The 17,971-nt window shown below is 55.2% G+C and carries 15 protein-coding genes; 7 read left to right on the top strand and 8 right to left on the bottom strand.

The features are described from left to right. Nucleotides 1-52: 52 nt before the first annotated feature. Nucleotides 53-2,770, bottom strand: coding sequence for a two-component sensor histidine kinase BarA (gene barA, locus G5332_RS17140; RefSeq protein WP_421172742.1), 2,718 nt, complete (start codon nt 2,768-2,770; stop codon nt 53-55). Nucleotides 2,771-2,923: 153 nt separating this feature from the next. Between barA and rlmD the strand changes: the two genes are divergently transcribed. The 5 genes from rlmD to eno all read left to right on the top strand — a co-directional run bounded on the left by rlmD (nt 2,924) and on the right by eno (nt 10,732). Beyond that, a complete protein-coding gene (gene rlmD, locus G5332_RS17135) occupies nt 2,924-4,246 on the top strand; it encodes a 23S rRNA (uracil(1939)-C(5))-methyltransferase RlmD (protein ID WP_421259431.1) in 1,323 nt (440 codons plus the stop codon). A gap of 231 nt (nt 4,247-4,477) precedes the next feature. Then, on the top strand, nt 4,478-6,691 hold the full coding sequence (gene relA / locus G5332_RS17130) for a GTP diphosphokinase (protein WP_005335588.1): 2,214 nt from the start codon (nt 4,478-4,480) through the stop codon (nt 6,689-6,691). A gap of 73 nt (nt 6,692-6,764) precedes the next feature. Further along, complete coding sequence (mazG, locus tag G5332_RS17125; protein ID WP_421172744.1) at nt 6,765-7,562, top strand: nucleoside triphosphate pyrophosphohydrolase; 798 nt, start codon at nt 6,765-6,767, stop codon at nt 7,560-7,562. Nucleotides 7,563-7,703: 141 nt separating this feature from the next. Beyond that, nucleotides 7,704-9,341, top strand: coding sequence for a glutamine hydrolyzing CTP synthase (gene pyrG, locus G5332_RS17120; protein WP_005343329.1), 1,638 nt, complete (start codon nt 7,704-7,706; stop codon nt 9,339-9,341). Nucleotides 9,342-9,430: 89 nt separating this feature from the next. Beyond that, entirely contained in the window at nt 9,431-10,732 is a 1,302-nt protein-coding gene (gene eno / locus G5332_RS17115; RefSeq protein WP_005335583.1) for a phosphopyruvate hydratase, read from the top strand. A gap of 123 nt (nt 10,733-10,855) precedes the next feature. On the opposite strand, the gene G5332_RS17110 is transcribed toward eno, so the two are convergent. The 4 genes from G5332_RS17110 to G5332_RS17095 all read right to left on the bottom strand — a co-directional run bounded on the left by G5332_RS17110 (nt 10,856) and on the right by G5332_RS17095 (nt 13,480). Beyond that, nucleotides 10,856-11,341: a GNAT family N-acetyltransferase gene (locus tag G5332_RS17110; RefSeq protein WP_421259430.1), complete on the bottom strand. Its 486-nt coding sequence runs from the start codon at nt 11,339-11,341 to the stop codon at nt 10,856-10,858. Between the two features lie 140 nt (nt 11,342-11,481). After that, a complete protein-coding gene (locus G5332_RS17105; protein WP_421311439.1) occupies nt 11,482-12,696 on the bottom strand; it encodes a hypothetical protein in 1,215 nt (404 codons plus the stop codon). Further along, complete coding sequence (locus G5332_RS17100; protein ID WP_421311437.1) at nt 12,684-12,914, bottom strand: hypothetical protein; 231 nt, start codon at nt 12,912-12,914, stop codon at nt 12,684-12,686. Before G5332_RS17100 ends, G5332_RS17105 begins: the two co-directional genes overlap by 13 nt. A 137-nt stretch (nt 12,915-13,051) precedes the next feature. Continuing rightward, nucleotides 13,052-13,480, bottom strand: a complete 429-nt coding sequence (locus tag G5332_RS17095) for a VOC family protein (RefSeq protein ID WP_421259428.1) — start codon at nt 13,478-13,480, stop codon at nt 13,052-13,054. 455 nt (nt 13,481-13,935) lie between these two features. Between G5332_RS17095 and G5332_RS17090 the strand changes: the two genes are divergently transcribed. Next, entirely contained in the window at nt 13,936-15,111 is a 1,176-nt protein-coding gene (locus G5332_RS17090) for an aspartyl protease family protein (RefSeq protein ID WP_421259427.1), read from the top strand. A 38-nt stretch (nt 15,112-15,149) separates the two neighbouring features. Here G5332_RS17090 and G5332_RS17085 read toward each other — a convergent pair whose 3' ends face one another. After that, nucleotides 15,150-15,746: an MliC family protein gene (locus G5332_RS17085; protein WP_064341585.1), complete on the bottom strand. Its 597-nt coding sequence runs from the start codon at nt 15,744-15,746 to the stop codon at nt 15,150-15,152. 185 nt (nt 15,747-15,931) lie between these two features. Further along, nucleotides 15,932-16,297 (bottom strand): DUF2061 domain-containing protein, encoded by a 366-nt coding sequence (locus G5332_RS17080; RefSeq protein ID WP_005343334.1) that lies wholly within the window; start codon nt 16,295-16,297, stop codon nt 15,932-15,934. A gap of 191 nt (nt 16,298-16,488) precedes the next feature. Here G5332_RS17080 and G5332_RS17075 point away from each other — a divergent pair, with 191 nt between their 5' ends. After that, complete coding sequence (locus G5332_RS17075; RefSeq protein WP_042656489.1) at nt 16,489-16,695, top strand: hypothetical protein; 207 nt, start codon at nt 16,489-16,491, stop codon at nt 16,693-16,695. An 82-nt stretch (nt 16,696-16,777) separates the two neighbouring features. Here the strand turns inward: G5332_RS17075 and G5332_RS17070 are convergent, their stop codons facing one another. Beyond that, nucleotides 16,778-17,383 (bottom strand): HD domain-containing protein, encoded by a 606-nt coding sequence (locus G5332_RS17070; RefSeq protein ID WP_159157601.1) that lies wholly within the window; start codon nt 17,381-17,383, stop codon nt 16,778-16,780. Nucleotides 17,384-17,971: the final 588 nt, after the last annotated feature.

Below are 17,971 nucleotides of genomic sequence, written 5' to 3'. Positions count from 1 at the left end.
GCGGCCCTCGCGTCAGAAAAAGCGGGGGCCGCTACAGTTCAGGTCAAGCTCATCAAGCTTTGCCGAGATAGCGGGGCGCCTCCTGGCGCACCAGTTCCAGCGCATCTTGCAGCTCCAGCAGCTCGGGTTCCAGCTCGCTGACCGGCACGCCGTCACGCAGCTGTTGCTCCAGCTGGGAGAGCAGCCGTTGCAGCCCCGGCACCCCGGAATAGGCACAGCCGCCGTTGAGGCGATGGAGCTGGGCCAGCACCTCGCTATCTTCAATTTCGCCAGCCAGCGCGCTATCCAACACCGGCTCGACCTCGTCAAAACTGGCCAGCAGCATGGTCAGCATCTCTCTGGCGAGATGCTCTTTCCCCGCCGCCTGCCGCACCGCCAGTGCCCAGTCGATCTGTTGGGCACCATTATTCTGGTGACGGCGATGGGCAAAGTCGGTGATGAGCTGGGCCAGCATGCTCTCGTCGATGGGCTTGGCCAGATAGTCGTCCATCCCCTGCCGGATCAGCCGTTCCCGTTCTCCGGGGATGGCGTGGGCGGTCACCGCCACGATCGGGGTGGTGGTGTTGAGGGACTGGTTGCGGATCGCCTGGGTGGCACTGATGCCATCCATGACCGGCATCTGGATATCCATGAAGATGATGTCGAACGGCTGGCTCTGGGCCTGCTTGACCGCCTCCTTGCCGTTTTTGCACACCACCACCTGACTCACCATATCCTTGAGCATGGCGGCGATCAGCTTGAGGTTGGCGGCGTTGTCATCCACCGCCAGCACCTTGATGGGCTGCAACTGGCGCGGCGCAGGTTGCGCAGGCAGCTTCTGGCGGCTCGATTCCGGCGAGAGCAGGGCGTGCAGCAGCTTGCGGTGGTTGACCGGTTTGGAGAGACAGTGCTGGGCGCCATGGGCCAGCATCGCTTCATAGAGCGCCGGCTCGTGGCTGCTGAGCAGTACTATGGTGTTCTGCTGCTGGCCGTTCAGTCTGTCGAGACGGCCGAGCACCTGCTGCGGCGTATGCAGGGTGCTGCTGCCGATGATCACCATCTCCTGCTCGCTCATCTCGGGCCAGGGATCATCGCTGGTCAGTGGGTGCACGTCGAGGTGCCACTCCGCCAGCAGGGCGAGCAGGGAGGCTTGCGCGAAGGGATCCGGCTCCAGCAGCCAGAGCCGTTTGCCACGGATCCGATCCAGCGGCAGTTGATCGGTCTGGGGCAGGGGGGAGACCTCCACATCCAGACTGAAGGAGAAGATGGAGCCCTTGCCGAGCTCCGATTCAAAGCGGATCTGGCCGCCCATCTGCTGCACCAGCTTCTGGGTGATAACGAGGCCTAGGCCTGTGCCGCCATAACGGCGGGAGATGGAGGAGTCGGCCTGATTGAAGGCCTGGAACAGCTGATGTTGCTGCTCCTGGGAGATGCCGATGCCGGTATCGCGGATCTGGACGTTGAGCCTCACCTTGTGGTTGCCACTGCCGGTCTGCTCGATATGGACATCCACGTTGCCCTGTTCGGTGAACTTGATGGCGTTGCCGGTGAGGTTGGTCAGCACCTGTTGCAGACGCATGGGGTCGCCGGTGAGGTAGTCCGGTACATCGGCATCCACCCGCAGGGAGAGCTCCAGTTGTTTGTCGTGGGCGCTGGGGCCGAGCAGGTGCATGGTCTCGTTGAGGGTGTCGCGCAGGCTGAACGGGATATGTTCCAGCTGCAGCTTGCCCGCTTCCAGCTTAGAGAAGTCGAGGATGTCGTTGATGATGCCAAGCAGGTTGCGCGCCGACTTCTCGATGGTCTGCATGTAGTCGGTCTGGCTCGGGGTCAGGCTGGTTTTCAGCAGCTGGCGGGTAAAACCGATGACCCCGTTGAGCGGTGTACGAAGCTCGTGGGACATGTTGGCCAGAAACTCCGACTTGACCCGCGCCGCCTCCTGCGCCCGCTTCTTGGCCATGTCGAGCTCGACGTTCTGGATCTCGATCTGCTCCAGGGTTTCGCGCAGGTCAGAGGTGGCCTGATCGATATTCTGCTGCATCTCTTCGTGATATTCGGAGAGCGCCTTGGCCATGGCGTTGATGCCATTTTTCAGCATATCCAGCTCGCCGGTGAGCTGGCCGCTGACCCGGGTATCGAGCCGCCCCTCCCTGATTTTGTGCACTGCCTGCACCATGTTGGTGATGGGCTGGGTCACGCTCTTGACCAGCCGGAAGCCAAACAGGGTACTGAAGGCGACCCCGATGAGCACCATGATCACCGCAAAGAAGGTGTCGCGGTATTGCAGCAGCATGGCCCTGTCGGTCGCCATCTGCATCGAGATGTAGCCGATCATCGGCGGCTCTACATCGCTGGGCAGCGGGAAGCCATCCAGACTGGTTTCAGCCTGGATCGGGGTGCGCAAAATGATGTCGTCCCCCTGAAACGTCACGCTGGTCAGATCCGGAATAGGCTCGCCATCGGGCAGCCTGAGCCGGGTGAAATCCCGGTGGTAGTTCGAGGTAACGAACAGCTGGTTGTCCTGGGTGAAAACCGCGATGGACTTGATGAAGGGGGAGTTCTTGCGATGGGTCAGGCCAATGAGCCGCTTGAGGGATTCTCGACTGTGCTGGGTCATCCCGTATTCACTGGCGATCGCCAGCGGTTCGATAATGTTGATCCCCTGATCAATGAGGTTGTTTTCCAGCTGCTGGTAGCGGTGGAAGGTGAAGTAACCGGCCATCAGGCCACCGATGATCAGGGTCGGCAGGATGGTGAAGGCGAGAACGCGTGCTCTCAGGCCATATTTGGTCATACGAACAGGCCACCAGTGAACAGGGTTGGCGATAGGGTTGATGGCAATACACGGGCTCTGTGGCCGTATTTGGTCATACTATTATTCTTGTGGGACAATACCCGGCAGCAGATTCCACAATCATGACATAGCCACCTATAGGCACCAAGTTTTATGGCCCAGTTTTTCAAGCCCCAAAAGAAGTCCACCCAGCTCCAACGCATTGAATTTACGATAGACACCCTCGATCACCACTGCGTCGGTATCGGTCGCCATCAGGGCAAGGCGATCTTCGTCGAAGGGGCACTGCCCGGCGAGACCGTCAAGGCACGCATCACCGAAGAGAAAAAACAGTATGGTCACGCCGCCTTGCAACAGGTGGTGACCCCGGCGGCCAATCGTATCGCCCCCTTTTGCAGCCACTATCGCGAGTGCGGCGGTTGCAGTGCCCAGCACATGTCGGTTGCCGATCAGCAAGCGGCCAAGGCGGCTGGACTGGTCAGCCTGTTCGAACGGTTGGGCAACATCAAGGCGCCAGCGCTGGAGCCGGTACTGACCGGTGAAGATCGCGCCTACCGTCGGGTCTGTCGTCTGGCCATCAAATTTGACAAGAATGGTCGCTGCACCCGGGTCGGTTTCCGTCGCCGCAACAGCAACGATCTGGTGGAGATTGACGGTTGCCCTGTGCTGGCCGAACCGATCTCTGCGCTGATTGCCCCGCTGCGTGAGTGCCTCAATCGCCTCAAGAGCCAGCGCGAGCTGGGCCATGCGGAGCTTATCCAGGCCGAGCAGGGGATCATGATGCTGCTGCGCCACACCGGCCGCCCCAATGAGGCGGATCGCGCCCTGCTGGTGGAGTTTGCCAAAGCGCAGGGGATAGACCTCTATCTGCAGGCGGCCGATGATCGCATCGAAGCGCTGCAGCAACATTTTTCCCCATCCTACTCGCTGGATGGCCTGTCTCTTGCATTTGCTCCCGGCGATTTCATTCAGGTCAACGGCCCCATCAACCAGAGCATGGTTGAGCAGGCGCTGACATGGCTCGGGGCGAGCAAGGATGACAAGGTGCTCGATCTCTTCTGCGGTATCGGCAACTTCACCCTGCCGCTGGCCCGTCAGGCTCGCGAAGTGGTGGGTGTCGAAGGTGAACTGGCCATGGTGCAGCGGGCCGAAGAGAACGCCCGTCGCAACGGCATCACCAATGCCCGTTTCTACAAAGCCGACCTGAGCGATGACATCGTCGGCATGTCCTGGGCGCGGGAAGGGTTTGATCTGGTGCTGCTGGATCCGGCTCGTCCCGGCGCGATGGAAGTGATGGGACACGTCGTGAAACTTTCACCCAAGCGGGTGGTCTACGTCTCCTGTAACCCGGTCACCCTGGCGCGGGACAGTCAGGTGCTGGTGAAAGGGGGTTATCGTCTGGTGCGCCTCGGCATGCTCGACATGTTCCCTCACACCAGTCATCTGGAGTCCATGGCGCTGTTTGAACGGGAGTAAATGACTCATCAGCTGGGCGATGCGGATATGTAATCCGGCATGTCTGCGGCTGTTTGAGCTGATGTGATTGGGGTAATCTAGACCCTCGTCGTTCGGCAGGGCCTGTTGGTGCGCTCTATTGTCTTTCTGGACAATATGCCTTGAAAAGTGCGCTGGATATCCCCATTTGAGGCAATCTCATGAGGGGGGAAAGTGACAGCTTTCGGCCCGATAATTTAAAGGATTGATACCATGGTTGCGGTTCGCGATATTCATTTGAAAGACAACTTCACCCTGGAAGAGTGGGTCAGCTCGCTCTCCTTGAGTGACAGTGAAAAGGATCAGCTGCGAACCGTCTACCAGTATTGTCTGACGCTCGGTGACGAGGCGCTGACTAGCAAGCTGCTGGTGCGCGGCATCGAAATGGTGGGCATCCTGCAGATGCTCAGCATGGATATCGGTACCCTCAAAGCGGCCATCATCTACCCCTTCGTCGAAGCCGGTCTCATCAGCCAGGAGCGGATGGACGAGGACTTTGGCTCCAAGATCGCCAAGCTGGTGGAAGGGGTGCTGGAGATGGAAGCCATCCGCTCCCTGCAGACCCTCCATCGCAGCGAAACCTCGCCGGAGCAGGTCGACAACGTGCGCCGTATGTTGCTTGCCATGGTCGAGGATGTGCGCGCTGTGGTGATCAAGCTGGCGGAGCGGATCGCCTGCCTGCGGGAAGCGAAGACGGCAGATGAAGAGACCCGGGTGCTGATGGCCCAGGAGATCACCAATATCTATGCGCCGCTCGCCAACCGTCTGGGCATCGGCCAGCTCAAGTGGGAGCTGGAAGATCTCGCCTTCCGTTACCTGCACCCGGATACCTACAAGCAGATCGCCAAGCAGCTCGACGAGAAGCGGCTCGACCGCGAGCGCTACATCCGCGAGTTTGTGCAATCCCTGCGTAATGGCCTGAAAGAGGCGGGAGTTGACGCCGAGGTGTACGGTCGGCCGAAACATATCTACAGCATCTGGCGCAAGATGCAGAAGAAGCACCTCGAATTCAACGAGTTGTTCGATGTGCGCGCGGTGCGGGTAGTGACCAAGCGGTTGCAGGATTGCTATGCGGCGCTCGGTATCGTGCACACCCAGTTCCACCACATTCCCCGCGAGTTTGACGACTATGTCGCCAACCCCAAACCCAACGGCTATCAGTCGATCCACACCGTAGTGGTGGGGCCTGAGGGCAAGACCGTCGAGATCCAGATCCGTACCGACCAGATGCATCAGGATGCCGAACTCGGCGTCGCGGCGCACTGGCGCTACAAGGAAGGGGCGCAGGCTGGCGGCAAGGCCAACACCTTCGAAGACAAGATCGAGTGGCTGCGCAAGCTGCTCGCCTGGCAGGAGGATCTCTCCGAGAGCGGCTCCCTGCTCGAAGACCTGCGCAGTCAGGTGTTCGAGGACCGGGTCTACGTCTTCACCCCGAAAGGGGATGTCATCGACCTGCCAGCTGGCGCCACCCCGCTCGATTTTGCCTATCACGTCCACAGCATGATCGGTCACCGCTGCATCGGCGCCAAGATTGACGGCCGCATCGTGCCGTTTACCTACGCGCTGCAGACCGGCGATCAGGTGGAGGTGATCACCCAGAAAGAGCCGAACCCGAGCCGCGACTGGATGAACCCCAACGCCGGCTTCCTGCGCTCCAGCCGGGCGCGGGCCAAGGTGGCGACCTGGTTCAGAAAACTGGATCGGGACAAGAATATCGTGGCCGGTCGCGAGCTGTTCGAGAAGGAGCTGGATCGCCACAACCTCAGCATGTCCAAGATCGACAAGGGCAACATGCTGCGCCGCTTCAATCTGGAGAGCACCGACGATCTGCTGGCTGGTATCGGCAGCGGCGATATCCGCATCAACCAGGTGCTCAACTATCTCGACACCTGCTACAACAAGCCGACGGCGGAAGAGGAAGATCGCCGCCTGCTGGAGAAGCTGGAGCAGAAGGCCAATGCGCCGATGCGCCACAAGCCCAAAGACCACATAGTAGTGGAAGGGGTCGGCAACCTGATGACCCATATTGCCCGTTGCTGTCAGCCCATTCCGGGGGACTCCATTCAGGGCTTTATCACCATGGGGCGCGGCGTATCCATTCACCGGGAAGATTGCGAGCAGCTCAAGGAGCTGTCACGGCGCAACCCCGAGCGGCTGATCGATGCGGTGTGGGGGGAGAACTACTCCGGCGGCTACGGCCTCACCATCCGGATCATCTCCAACGATCGCTCCGGCCTGCTGCGCGATATCACCACAGTACTGGCCAACGAGAAGATCAATGTGATGGGGGTGCGCTCGCGCTCCAACGTGCGCGAGCAGACCGCCGAGATCGACATGGAGCTGGAGATTTACAACATCAACGCCTTCAACCGGGCGTTGGCCAAGCTCAGTCAGCTCAACGATGTGATCAGCGCCAAGCGGCTTTGATATCGAACCGACCGGCCCCAGTGGCCGGTCTGCATTTACGACCCTTTTTGAACGAATTGAAAGCGAATATCCCATGTCTCAACGTTACGATCTGCCTCAACTGCTCGACATCATGGCTCGTTTGCGTGATCCGCAAAACGGCTGCCCCTGGGATCTGAAACAGGACTTCCAGACCATAGTGCCGCACACCCTGGAAGAGGCCTACGAAGTGGCCGATGCCATCGAGACCGAGGATTGGCAGGGGCTGAAAGGGGAGCTGGGGGATCTGCTGTTTCAGGTGGTGTTTTACGCCCAGCTGGGTCAAGAGCGGGGCTTGTTCGACTTCGCCGATATCGTGGAGACGGTGAGTGAAAAGCTCATTCGTCGTCACCCCCACGTTTTTTCCGATGCTGACCTTGCCAACGAGCAGGCGGTAAAAGCGAACTGGGAGGCGGAAAAAGCCAAAGAGCGAGCGGCCCTCGACAAAGAGAGCGTGCTGGACGATATCCCGCAGGCGCTGCCAGCCCTGACCCGCGCCGCCAAGATCCAGAAACGTTGCGCCACCGTCGGCTTTGACTGGAAGACGCTGGGGCCTGTGGTGGACAAGATCCACGAAGAGATCGACGAGGTGATGGAAGAGGCATTGATGGCCGATGTAGACGAGGCGAGGGTGAGCGACGAGCTCGGTGACCTGCTGTTTGCCACCGTCAATCTGGTGCGTCATCTGGGCAAGGATCCGGAGCAGGTACTGCGCGGCGCCAACGCCAAGTTCGAACGTCGTTTTCGTCAGGTTGAGCAGATAATCGCCGCAGAAGGCTTGAAAATGACCGATTGCACCCTCGAAAAGCTCGATGCCGTCTGGGATAAGGCGAAGGAAACCGAGCAAAGTTGATTTGGCGCAAGATGGGGGGGCGGTGAGCCTGATAGATTTTTGCTCATTGTTTGGGAGAGGGGTTTTTGGTATACTGTTTCCCCGTCCTGCTTCATCCCCGAAGCACCCCTTAAAATTCCCTAAACTTCTTTCAGGTTCAGCATGACGACCAAATATATTTTTGTTACTGGTGGCGTTGTTTCATCCCTCGGCAAAGGCATTGCCGCAGCTTCTCTGGCAGCCATTCTGGAAGCCCGTGGTCTGGATGTGACCATCATGAAACTGGACCCGTACATCAACGTGGATCCGGGCACCATGAGCCCGACCCAGCATGGTGAAGTGTTCGTAACCGAGGACGGGGCCGAAACCGATCTGGATTTGGGTCACTACGAGCGTTTCATCCGCACCAAGATGACCCGTCGCAACAACTTTACCACCGGCCGCATCTACGCCGACGTACTGCGTAAAGAGCGTCGTGGTGACTATCTGGGCGCCACCATTCAGGTTATCCCGCACATCACCAACGCCATCAAAGAGCGGGTGATTGCCGGTGCCGAAGGCCATCAGGTTGCCATCGTCGAAGTGGGCGGTACCGTAGGTGACATCGAGTCCCTGCCGTTCCTCGAAGCCATTCGTCAGCTGGCTGCCGAAGTGGGCCGCAACAATGCCATGTTCATGCACCTGACGCTGGTTCCTTACCTGGCTGCTGCCGGTGAAGTGAAGACCAAGCCGACCCAGCACTCCGTCAAAGAGCTGCTCTCCATCGGTATCCAGCCGGATGTGCTGATCTGCCGCTCCGACCGTGCCATTCCGGCCAACGAGCGCGCCAAAATTGCCCTGTTCTGCAACGTGCCCGAGCGCGCCGTCATCTCCATGAAAGACGTCGACTCCATCTACAAGATCCCGGCACTGCTGAAATCCCAGAATCTGGACTCCTACTTCACCGAGCGTTTCGGTCTGGAGTGCAAAGAGGCTGACTTGTCCGAGTGGGAACAGGTTATCTATGAAGAGGCCAACCCGACTGGTGAAGTGACCATCGGTATGGTCGGCAAGTACGTCTCCCTGCCGGACGCTTACAAGTCCGTCAACGAGGCGCTCAAGCACGGGGGTCTCAAGACCCGTCACTCCGTCAACATCAAGTACATCGACTCTCAGGATATCGAGACCCGTGGCGCCGAGCTGCTGGAAGGTCTGGACGCGATCCTGGTGCCGGGTGGCTTCGGTGAGCGCGGTGTGGAAGGCAAAATTCTGGCTGCCCAGTATGCCCGCGAGAACAAGATCCCCTACCTGGGTATCTGCCTCGGCATGCAGGTTGCCATGATCGAATTCGCTCGCAACGTAGCGGGCATGGAAGGGGCTCACTCCTCCGAATTCAAGAAAGATTGCGCGTATCCGGTCGTCGGCCTCATCACCGAGTGGGTGGATGAAGAGGGCAATATCGAGACCCGTACCGAGAAGTCCGATCTGGGCGGTACCATGCGTCTGGGTTCCCAGCTCTGCCACCTGGTCGAAGATTCCAAGGTGCGTCAGATGTACGGCAGCCCGACCATTTACGAGCGTCACCGTCACCGTTACGAAGTAAACAACAAGCTGCTGCCGCAGATTGAAGCGGCAGGTCTGAAAGTGACCGGTCTCTCCGCCGACAAGAAGTTGGTGGAAATCATCGAGATCCCGGATCACCCCTGGTTCGTGGCTGCGCAGTTCCACCCGGAGTTCACCTCTACTCCTCGTGATGGCCACGCTCTGTTCGCCGGTTTTGTGAAGGCGGCAGGCGAGTATCAGAAGCGTAATTTGAAGTAATTGAAAATAAATGCGGTTGGGGCACTGTGCCACAGCCGCTTTTTTTGGCATATTTTTGTTGTTTTTTTACGAAACCTGAGGAAATACACATGTCCAAGATCGTTAAAGTGATCGGTCGTGAAATCATCGACTCCCGTGGTAACCCGACCGTTGAGGCCGAAGTTCACCTGGAAGGTGGTTTTGTTGGTATGGCAGCCGCTCCGTCTGGCGCGTCCACCGGTTCCCGCGAAGCGCTGGAACTGCGTGACGGCGACAAGAGCCGTTTCCTGGGTAAAGGCGTGCTGAAAGCCATCGAAGCCGTAAACGGCCCGATCGCTCAAGCTCTGCTGGGTAAAGATGCCAAGGACCAGGCCACTGTCGACCAGATCATGATCGACCTCGACGGTACCGAGAACAAATCCAAGTTCGGCGCCAACGCCATCCTGGCTGTTTCCCTGGCTAACGCCAAAGCTGCCGCTGCTGCCAAAGGCATGCCGCTGTACGCCCACATCGCCGAGCTGAACGGCACCCCGGGTGTTTACTCCATGCCGCTGCCGATGATGAACATCATCAACGGTGGTGAGCACGCCGACAACAACGTCGACATCCAGGAGTTCATGATCCAGCCGGTTGGCGCCAAGACCCTGAAAGAAGCCGTTCGCATGGGCGCAGAAGTGTTCCACAACCTGGCCAAAGTGCTGAAGTCCAAGGGCTACAACACTGCAGTTGGTGACGAAGGTGGTTTCGCTCCGAACCTGAAATCCAACGCCGAAGCGCTGGAAGTTATCGCTGAAGCCGTTGCCGCTGCCGGTTACAAACTGGGCACCGACATCACCCTGGCTATGGACTGCGCTGCTTCCGAGTTCTACGACGCAGAGAAGAAAGAGTACAACCTGAAAGGCGAAGGTCGTGTCTTCACCTCCAACGGTTTCTCCGACTTCCTGGCTGACCTGACCACCAAGTTCCCGATCGTCTCCATCGAAGATGGCCTGGACGAATCTGACTGGGAAGGTTTCGCCTACCAGACTGCTGAACTGGGCAAGAAAATCCAGATCGTGGGTGACGACCTGTTCGTAACCAACACCAAGATCCTGAAGCGCGGTATCGACAACGGCATCGCCAACTCCATCCTGATCAAGTTCAACCAGATCGGTTCCCTGACCGAAACTCTGGCTGCCATCAAGATGGCCAAAGACGCTGGCTACACTGCCGTCATCTCCCACCGCTCCGGTGAGACCGAAGACGCGACCATCGCCGACCTGGCTGTTGGTACCGCTGCTGGCCAGATCAAGACCGGTTCCATGAGCCGTTCTGACCGTGTTGCCAAGTACAACCAGCTGATCCGTATCGAAGAAGCTCTGGGTGCCAAAGCTCCTTTCCGCGGTCTGAAAGAAGTTAAAAACCAGGCTTAATTTGCTGGTTTGCCAGCCTCGGCTGGAATGAAAAAAAACCGGAACCCTTGGGTTCCGGTTTTTTTATGCCTGAACATTGCCAAAACGGCCTGAGAGGCGAGGGGGTTGTGCCTCTGGTCTCGGTCAGATAAAGGGGAGCGTGCGCTGATAGCGCCCTGCATGCGCCTTGAAGCCCAGCTTTTCAAACAGGGCGATAGAGCGGACGTTATCTGCATCGATATCTGCGGTGAGGCGGGTGACTCCCTGTGTGCTGGCGTGGGCGAACAGCAATCCCAGCGCCTCCGACATAAACCCTCTGCGCCAATAGGCCGCATTGAGCAGGCAACCTACCTTGCAGCTGCGGCCCGCCTCGCTGAAACTGTGCAGGCCACAGGTGCCGATCACCTTGTTGCCCTCCCGCTCGACAATCGCCCACTCCAGCGACTCCCCCGTTTGCTCCAGCCGCACCACGCTCACCATCATCTGCGCCACCATGGCGGGGGAGGTAAAGCAGGGATCGGAGGCAAACTCCATGGTCAGTGGACTGCCATAAATCTCGAACAGATCGGCCGCATCTTGCGGGCCAATGGTGCGCAGTACAATTCGAGTGCCGGTTAAGTCAGGCTTCATTTATCTCCTTGGGGAGTGTTGCGCCAAACCATTATTGGGAGTGGTGTTAGCGAAAATAAGAAAGAAATGATAAATTAATTTGATGTTGGTCACAAAGTGGCAACTATATCACTATAATTTGACCAATGCTAAGCTTGTTATTAATTAATTAAGGTTGACCAAAGTCCACGTAATAAATCAAATGACTGGTTCCCTTCATTTTCTATGTAATTATTTACCATGGTTTCAACATCTCTATCATCGAGAGGAATGATAAATCCCCTTTGGTCTTTTGCCGTGTCTTGGCATCTATTATATAGAAGCTCTTTATCTTGAATCTCTCTACAAATTAAAATGCCAACTTTTCCGCGACTAGGCGAGAAACGACCAGATAATTGGTCTACCTCTGGATTAGCAACATCTTTACCATAATTTTTACACTCCACAAAAATCTGAGGGCATGGGTAATGCATGGATAGCCAGTAAAAAAATCCACTTTTAGCTTCATTTACATAAGTAATATCTACTCTTTTTCTGCCATTATGTATCTTATGTTGTTTTGTCGGATTGCAGAGGGATGGATAAAATAACACAGACAAAATTTTTTCTATTATACTCTCATAATCTTCAGCGGTATCTCTGCCTGGACGTAATGCTTTTAGTTGTACTAGTAATAGCTCTAACTGAGGTTTTTCAGTTTGCTCAATTTCAGAAAACTGTTCATGAGTAAGCGGGTTCGATGGGGACTCTGCTTTTGCCTCACGGTATTCATTAAGAATATTAGGTCTAATTAAAGTTTGTTCTACTACAGCTAACTTGTCTTTCCCATATTTTTCCTGAAGTGCCTTTTTTGTTACACGTCTCTCTCCACTTTTCAGTGTTTCAACCAGGGAGGAATTTGCTCGTAGATGTTCATCTTGCATTTCAGGTAATAAAAAATATCTATAATATTCATTGTATTGAAAGGTTAGTCGATGTCTAACAATAATTTTAGGGACAAGTATAACTTTACCAAAATTCGTCATCGGTAAAGAAACAAAAGTTTCCTCCCATAGTTCTTTTTGTGGATTCCAGATGGGCCCAGATGCAACATTCGGTGTCAATGGAATGCCATAATACATACACATGTCTTGCGTGTATTTGATTAATGGGCCTCTAAGGATGTTGCAAACTGCATCAGAAATCATGTCAGTACCAATGCCATGAATTAGCAATGCCGTATCTTCTAAGTCCTGTAATAATCCCGTTGCAGCTGCTTTACTTTTTGTCAGTGCACTCCAAACGGATTTTGCTGACTCAGATCCAAAAGCATGACCTTTAGATTCACCGGCTGAATACCCTAGATGAAATTCATTCCTTTCATTTAATGATGACAATAACTTTTTGCTTTATCATGCTGATTGTTTTTAATTAGCCGTAAAACTACTTCAAAAAAAGTTTGAAGTAATGAAGAAAGTTCATTCCCCCATGCTGACTCAAGCGACTTTATTGCGTTAGGGTCAAGAAATACTGGGATATCTGTATTTAACGGGATGTCTACAAAATCAAGATATGGTTGTGTTCTATTTAAGTTGAAGAATTCAGAAACTCTCATTTATATTCCTTTATTTAAGTATAAGTGAATAAGAATCACTCTGTGAAGTGCTGTAAATATTTATATTTAATATTTTTAGTAGTGAGGTGGTAGATCTTTTTTGACAAATGATGGTGATGAAATTTTTTATCCGCGTTCTAAAACGTAATTTCCACCGACTCTACACTACGCTTTGCCTCGCCGTGATAAACCGCTTCGATATTATTGCCGTCCGGATCGAGCACAAAGGCGGCGTAGTAGCCGGGGTGGTAATTACGCTCGCCGGGGGCGCCGTTGTCTTTGCCGCCGTTAGCTAATGCGGCCTGATAAAAGCGATCCACCATGGCGCAGTCTTGCGCCTGAAAGGCGAGATGATGGCGGCCGGTCAGTGCCCCCAGCGCTGCGGGGCTGTCGATGGCGGTAACAAACAGTTCGTCTGCCCAGAAGTAGCCCTCCCCTGTGCCGCCCAGCGGAATATCGAGGGTGGTGAGAATGGCCGTATAAAAGCGCTGGCTGGCGACCAAATCTTTGACCACCAGTTGGATATGGTCGATCAAGCGACCACGATGCAGGGTTTGTGTTTCCATACATCACCTTGATTTGCATGTTGTGGGTGAGGCACCGGCTTGGCAAGCAGGGGAATTGGCATGGCTACCGCCCCTGAATTTCAGCCTCCAGTCTGCTGCGTTTCACCAAGGGGATAGGGTTGGCATGGCTCATGGGAGACTCCGACGAGGCAATTGTTGCCAAATGGCAATATTAACCATGGCGCTGTGGATAGAAAGCTCAATATTGAGGATTTCTGTTCAAGATCAATAAATTAATCAAATGTCACCCGCGATTGATGACGCGCCGACATAGCCTGAACAACCATTCTTGAACTATCGCCATAGAATATTCATGGTTATATCTGGCTTGAACCAGCATAAAATTCTTTGTTATTGTCCGCGCTCCCCGCTGAAATAGCTTATTTATCTATAAATCAACAAGATAGCATTATGCGGTGGCGTCGCGGGGGCATCTGCTATCGGGAAGGAGAGTTATGAAGTCGCAGTTCAAAGTGGCGCTGGCCATGTTGGCCCTGTTCGTCGTCCAAGGCTGCACAGCCCCGGATTCATCCGCCAAACGCCATGCACCCAGCCCGGTGCTGACAGTGCATTACGAAAGTGCCCCCCTGATCCCCGTCACCATCGCTGGTGAGCAGTACCAGTTTTTGCTCGATACCGGAGCCAGTATCACCTTTATCGATCGTCGTCTGGCCAGCCGCTTCAAGGCGCTGACCTTAAGCGAATTGCCCAGGGCCTATCAGGCTGATTTTGCCACTGTGAACAGCGTGTCGAGCCAACTGGGCAGCGAGCAGCTTGGCTTTGTTGAGCCGCAGCCCTTCTCGGTGGGGTCGGTCACCATTGATGACAGCGATCTGTGGGCAACTATTGATTTCGATCTCTTCTCCCAGTCTCTTGGCAGCCGTATCGATGGCATCCTCGGGATCGACACCATCCGCCGTTTCAACTGGGTGTTTGATCGCGACAAGCATCAGCTCACGGCTTCGCTGACGGCACCGTCGGCAGCGACTTTCGAGCGTTGCATCGGCTATGAAGACAGCTACAACCGCTCCCCGGCAGTGTATCTGACCCACGGCGAGAGCAGCGTGCGCATGTATCTGGATACCGGGGCCGATCAGAGCTATGCCGACCATGCCTTTATCGACTTTATGGCGAACCAGAAGGCGATCTCTGGCGAAGATGCCACGCCACGCAAAGGGGTGGATGCCAGCGGTATGGTGGAGGGGCGTGACCATATCCTCACCGGCCTGCACTTTGATGAGCGCCAGCTCGGTGAACTGCGCGTGTCGGAAAACAGCAATGAACAGTATGGTCTGGGGCTGGATTTTGTTAACCGCTTCAATCGCTTTGCGATCATGCCCGGGCGGATGATGCTCTGCTACGACGCTGACAGCCTGGCGCGCAAAGTGCCGCCAATCCTGCGCAATATCGGGGTGCGTTTTGATGGCGAGCATCTGCAGGTCTACTACAGCGACGAACGGGATCTTGCCCCCTATGGTCTGGCCAACGGCGACATTCTGGAACAGATCAACGGGGTGGCTTACCGTCCCCTCGAGATCGACAAGGTGCGTGAACTGCTCAGCACCGGCAAGCCGGGGTCGCTCAAGTTGCGGATTGTGCGGGAAGGACAACCGCTGGATATCGCCATCTAGTCAAGGTGGGGCGGCAAGACGAGCCGCCCCCATGAGCGTCAGCCCTTGGTCGGATTTTCCATGCAGGTGAGGGTTGGCTGGCCGTAACGCTCCAGCGTGGCGTCGTCCCCCTTGGTGAAGAAGGTGAGATTTTGCCCTTCATAACGGGCGCCGCTGGCGCTGGGGGCTTCATAGGCGAGCACTTGTTGCTGCTTGTCGCCCTCGCTCAGGTTAATCACCGCGGCGGGCAGCTTGGCATCGTTATAGAAGTAGGTGGAGAGAGTGACGCTCTTGCCGCACTTGTAGTTGACCGGTGCCGGCACCATCAGCTGGCCGCCGCTGATCTGCAGTTCGGTGATCCGCAGCAGGTAGTTATCCTCCACACACTGGCGCAGATCCTGCCCCTTCCAGCAGTCGTTACGCCCCTTGATCCAGCCGCGCTGCATGGCGCGCTCGGTCTTGAGCTGTTCGGGAGAGAGCGCGGCAATCGCCTTGGGGTAGAGGGCCGCCAGTTCGTTATCAAGGGCGGCCAGTCCGGCATCCTTGCAGATCAGGGTTTCGACCGACCCGGAGGCTTTGGTGCAGTCAAAGGAGGGGGTTGCGGCGCTGGCCAGCAGAGGGGCAAACAGCAGGGTGGCAAGCAAGGTCTTGTTCATCGATAGATTCCAGCAATGAGGAGGGCATATCTGCCTACTACAGCACACTCTACAGGGCAATGCAGCAGGGGAGCTGAGCGCACTTGCACAGCTGAATGGCTGCAAAGCGGAAAAACCCGACACTCCTGGCCGGAATGTCGGGCTTTTTGTGGCCGCGATAAAGGGTAGGCGGGTTGCCCGGTTGATCAGGCCAGCGCCAGTTGCTGACTGCGGGCGCGCCACAGCCGCTCGTGGAAGAAGAACACCACGGTATTGATGGCCGGTTCGATCATCGCCATCACACCACCGGTGAGCAGCTCGCCGCTCAGCAGGAAGGCCACCCCGAAGGCCACCGAGAAGTGGACCACCGCGAAGCTGCTGGTCTTGGCCTGCAGGCTGTGCTTTGGCTTGAGCTTGTGCCAGCCAAGGTCATGAAAGTAGAAGGCGACCGTGTTGACGGCGGGCTCGATCAGGGCGATCAGGCTGGCGGTCAGCAGCTCACCGGTCAGCAGGTAGGCCACGGTAAAGGCGACACCGAAGTGCAGGATGGCAAAGCTGATGGTCTTTTTCATGATGGCGGCTCCCTCTGTTGATAATGAGAGTATCTGCCGAAATGAGATTAAATGAAAACTATTCTCATCTATTGCCGAAATAGAGAGAACCTATCGACGGGCGAGTGGCCGGTGAGGTTCAGCGGTTGCCAATCGCAGCCAAGGCGATAAAGTACAGGTTCTTCACACTTGCCCATGAAAAAGGATCTTTCATGAATATCAATGCCACCCTGCTTGGCCAGTTCATTGCGTTGCTGATGGTCATCGTCGGCGTCATCGCCTGGCGACTGGCGCGCCGCAAGAGCGAGCATCCGGCGCTGGTCACCCTTATCTGCTCCCTACTCTGTCTGTTTCCGCCCTTTGGCCTGCTGGCCCTGTTGCTGGTTGCGCTGAAACAGGATCTGCCCGCCCGCTCATAGGGCTGGCTGCGGAAGGGGCTCCAGGCTAGGTTGCCAGACCTTGGACACCCATCTTTTGGGTTTTGGTTATGCTACACCTTGCTCAGAAAGGTGGTGTCCCAGATTTGTACTGCTTAAGAATTCCCTCAGATTCAGCGGTTTTTAGCTTTTGCTTAAGATTTTCCCAAACTAACTCACTGCCTTTTCCGATTCTACTATTCAGGCCATACACCTGTGCAGCAGAGATATTGTGTTCTTTCCAGCTGTGACCATTTCCATATATGTTGTGGAGTAGAGGAGGAATTCGATCTATGGATTTTGCATAAATTGAGTCGGGTGTAATACCTTCTTCAAATTCGTGCCAAAGATCTGATAGCTCCGCAGCTAAATGACTTGGTAATAGATTAAAAACTCTTCGGATGCTGGCAGCTTCTAATTCCTTTATTTCTTTATTTTCGCAGGAGTACACAATTGTGTCTCCTGCATCAATTTCACCAAGATCATGAATAAGTAACATTTTAATTACACGGTCAATATTGATTTCAAAGTTGGAATATTCTTTAAAAAGTAATGCTACTAGACAAACATGCCAGCTGTGCTCACCAGAATTTTCAAAGCGATTTAGACCGACAGGCTTGGTTTTTCGAAGTACATTTTTAAGCTTTTCGATTTCAATAATAAAGCTAAATATATCGTCAATTGAATTCAATTCTCGCTCCTTCTTGATAATTTAACGGTGATTAGATAGAGGGCGGCACTAATCCGATAGCAGAGCCTTCCATATAAATCCGATCTGCTCTGATTTTTGACATGGAAAAATAAAATCAAATCAAAATATTACCAGTCTACCTCTGATACTTGAATGTATTCGCTTGACCTCCTCTTTTTGTGCCGCTGTTACTATTGGTGTGAAAAAAGTGCTCAGCGCAGTCTTGGAAAGCGCCGCCAAAGCATGCCTGCATGAGCAGGTCAGAAATAAAAATGGGGCCGTCACCATGTTGAGTGGGTCGTAGGAAACTCTCGCTTATCCATTCCATCCGGCATGGCTACCGCCTCTGAATTTCAGCTTCCAGTCTGCTGCATTTCACCAACGGGATGGGGTTGGCATGGCTCATGGGAGACTCCAACGAGGTGTGTGTTGCCAATCGGATATATTAGCGGCGGGTCGATGGAGGGAAAGGGCCAGATGGCCGATTTCTGATCTGGATCGACTAATTAGTCAATAACGACTGATCTGGTGTGCAGATGGGGCGGGTGCTGCCATTGGTGAGGTAAACAGTTAGTGGGGAACAGAGTT

Origin of the sequence: Aeromonas sp. 603757 (assembly GCF_049171255.1) — a bacterium.
In the GTDB taxonomy this organism is placed as follows: domain Bacteria; phylum Pseudomonadota; class Gammaproteobacteria; order Enterobacterales; family Aeromonadaceae; genus Aeromonas; species Aeromonas veronii_A.
Note: the sequence above shows the minus strand (reverse complement) of the source record. Positions and strands in the feature narration are given on the sequence as shown.

Excerpts from the sequence above, each read along its gene's own strand:
- barA (WP_421172742.1), bottom strand. The coding sequence starts at position 2,770 with ATGACCAAATATGGCCTGAGAGCACGCGTTCTCGCCTTCACCATCCTG.
- rlmD (WP_421259431.1), top strand. The coding sequence starts at position 2,924 with ATGGCCCAGTTTTTCAAGCCCCAAAAGAAGTCCACCCAGCTCCAACGC.
- relA (WP_005335588.1), top strand. The coding sequence starts at position 4,478 with ATGGTTGCGGTTCGCGATATTCATTTGAAAGACAACTTCACCCTGGAA.
- mazG (WP_421172744.1), top strand. The coding sequence starts at position 6,765 with ATGTCTCAACGTTACGATCTGCCTCAACTGCTCGACATCATGGCTCGT.
- pyrG (WP_005343329.1), top strand. The coding sequence starts at position 7,704 with ATGACGACCAAATATATTTTTGTTACTGGTGGCGTTGTTTCATCCCTC.
- eno (WP_005335583.1), top strand. The coding sequence starts at position 9,431 with ATGTCCAAGATCGTTAAAGTGATCGGTCGTGAAATCATCGACTCCCGT.
- G5332_RS17110 (WP_421259430.1), bottom strand. The coding sequence starts at position 11,341 with ATGAAGCCTGACTTAACCGGCACTCGAATTGTACTGCGCACCATTGGC.
- G5332_RS17100 (WP_421311437.1), bottom strand. The coding sequence starts at position 12,914 with ATGAGAGTTTCTGAATTCTTCAACTTAAATAGAACACAACCATATCTT.
- G5332_RS17095 (WP_421259428.1), bottom strand. The coding sequence starts at position 13,480 with ATGGAAACACAAACCCTGCATCGTGGTCGCTTGATCGACCATATCCAA.
- G5332_RS17090 (WP_421259427.1), top strand. The coding sequence starts at position 13,936 with ATGAAGTCGCAGTTCAAAGTGGCGCTGGCCATGTTGGCCCTGTTCGTC.
- G5332_RS17085 (WP_064341585.1), bottom strand. The coding sequence starts at position 15,746 with ATGAACAAGACCTTGCTTGCCACCCTGCTGTTTGCCCCTCTGCTGGCC.
- G5332_RS17080 (WP_005343334.1), bottom strand. The coding sequence starts at position 16,297 with ATGAAAAAGACCATCAGCTTTGCCATCCTGCACTTCGGTGTCGCCTTT.
- G5332_RS17075 (WP_042656489.1), top strand. The coding sequence starts at position 16,489 with ATGAATATCAATGCCACCCTGCTTGGCCAGTTCATTGCGTTGCTGATG.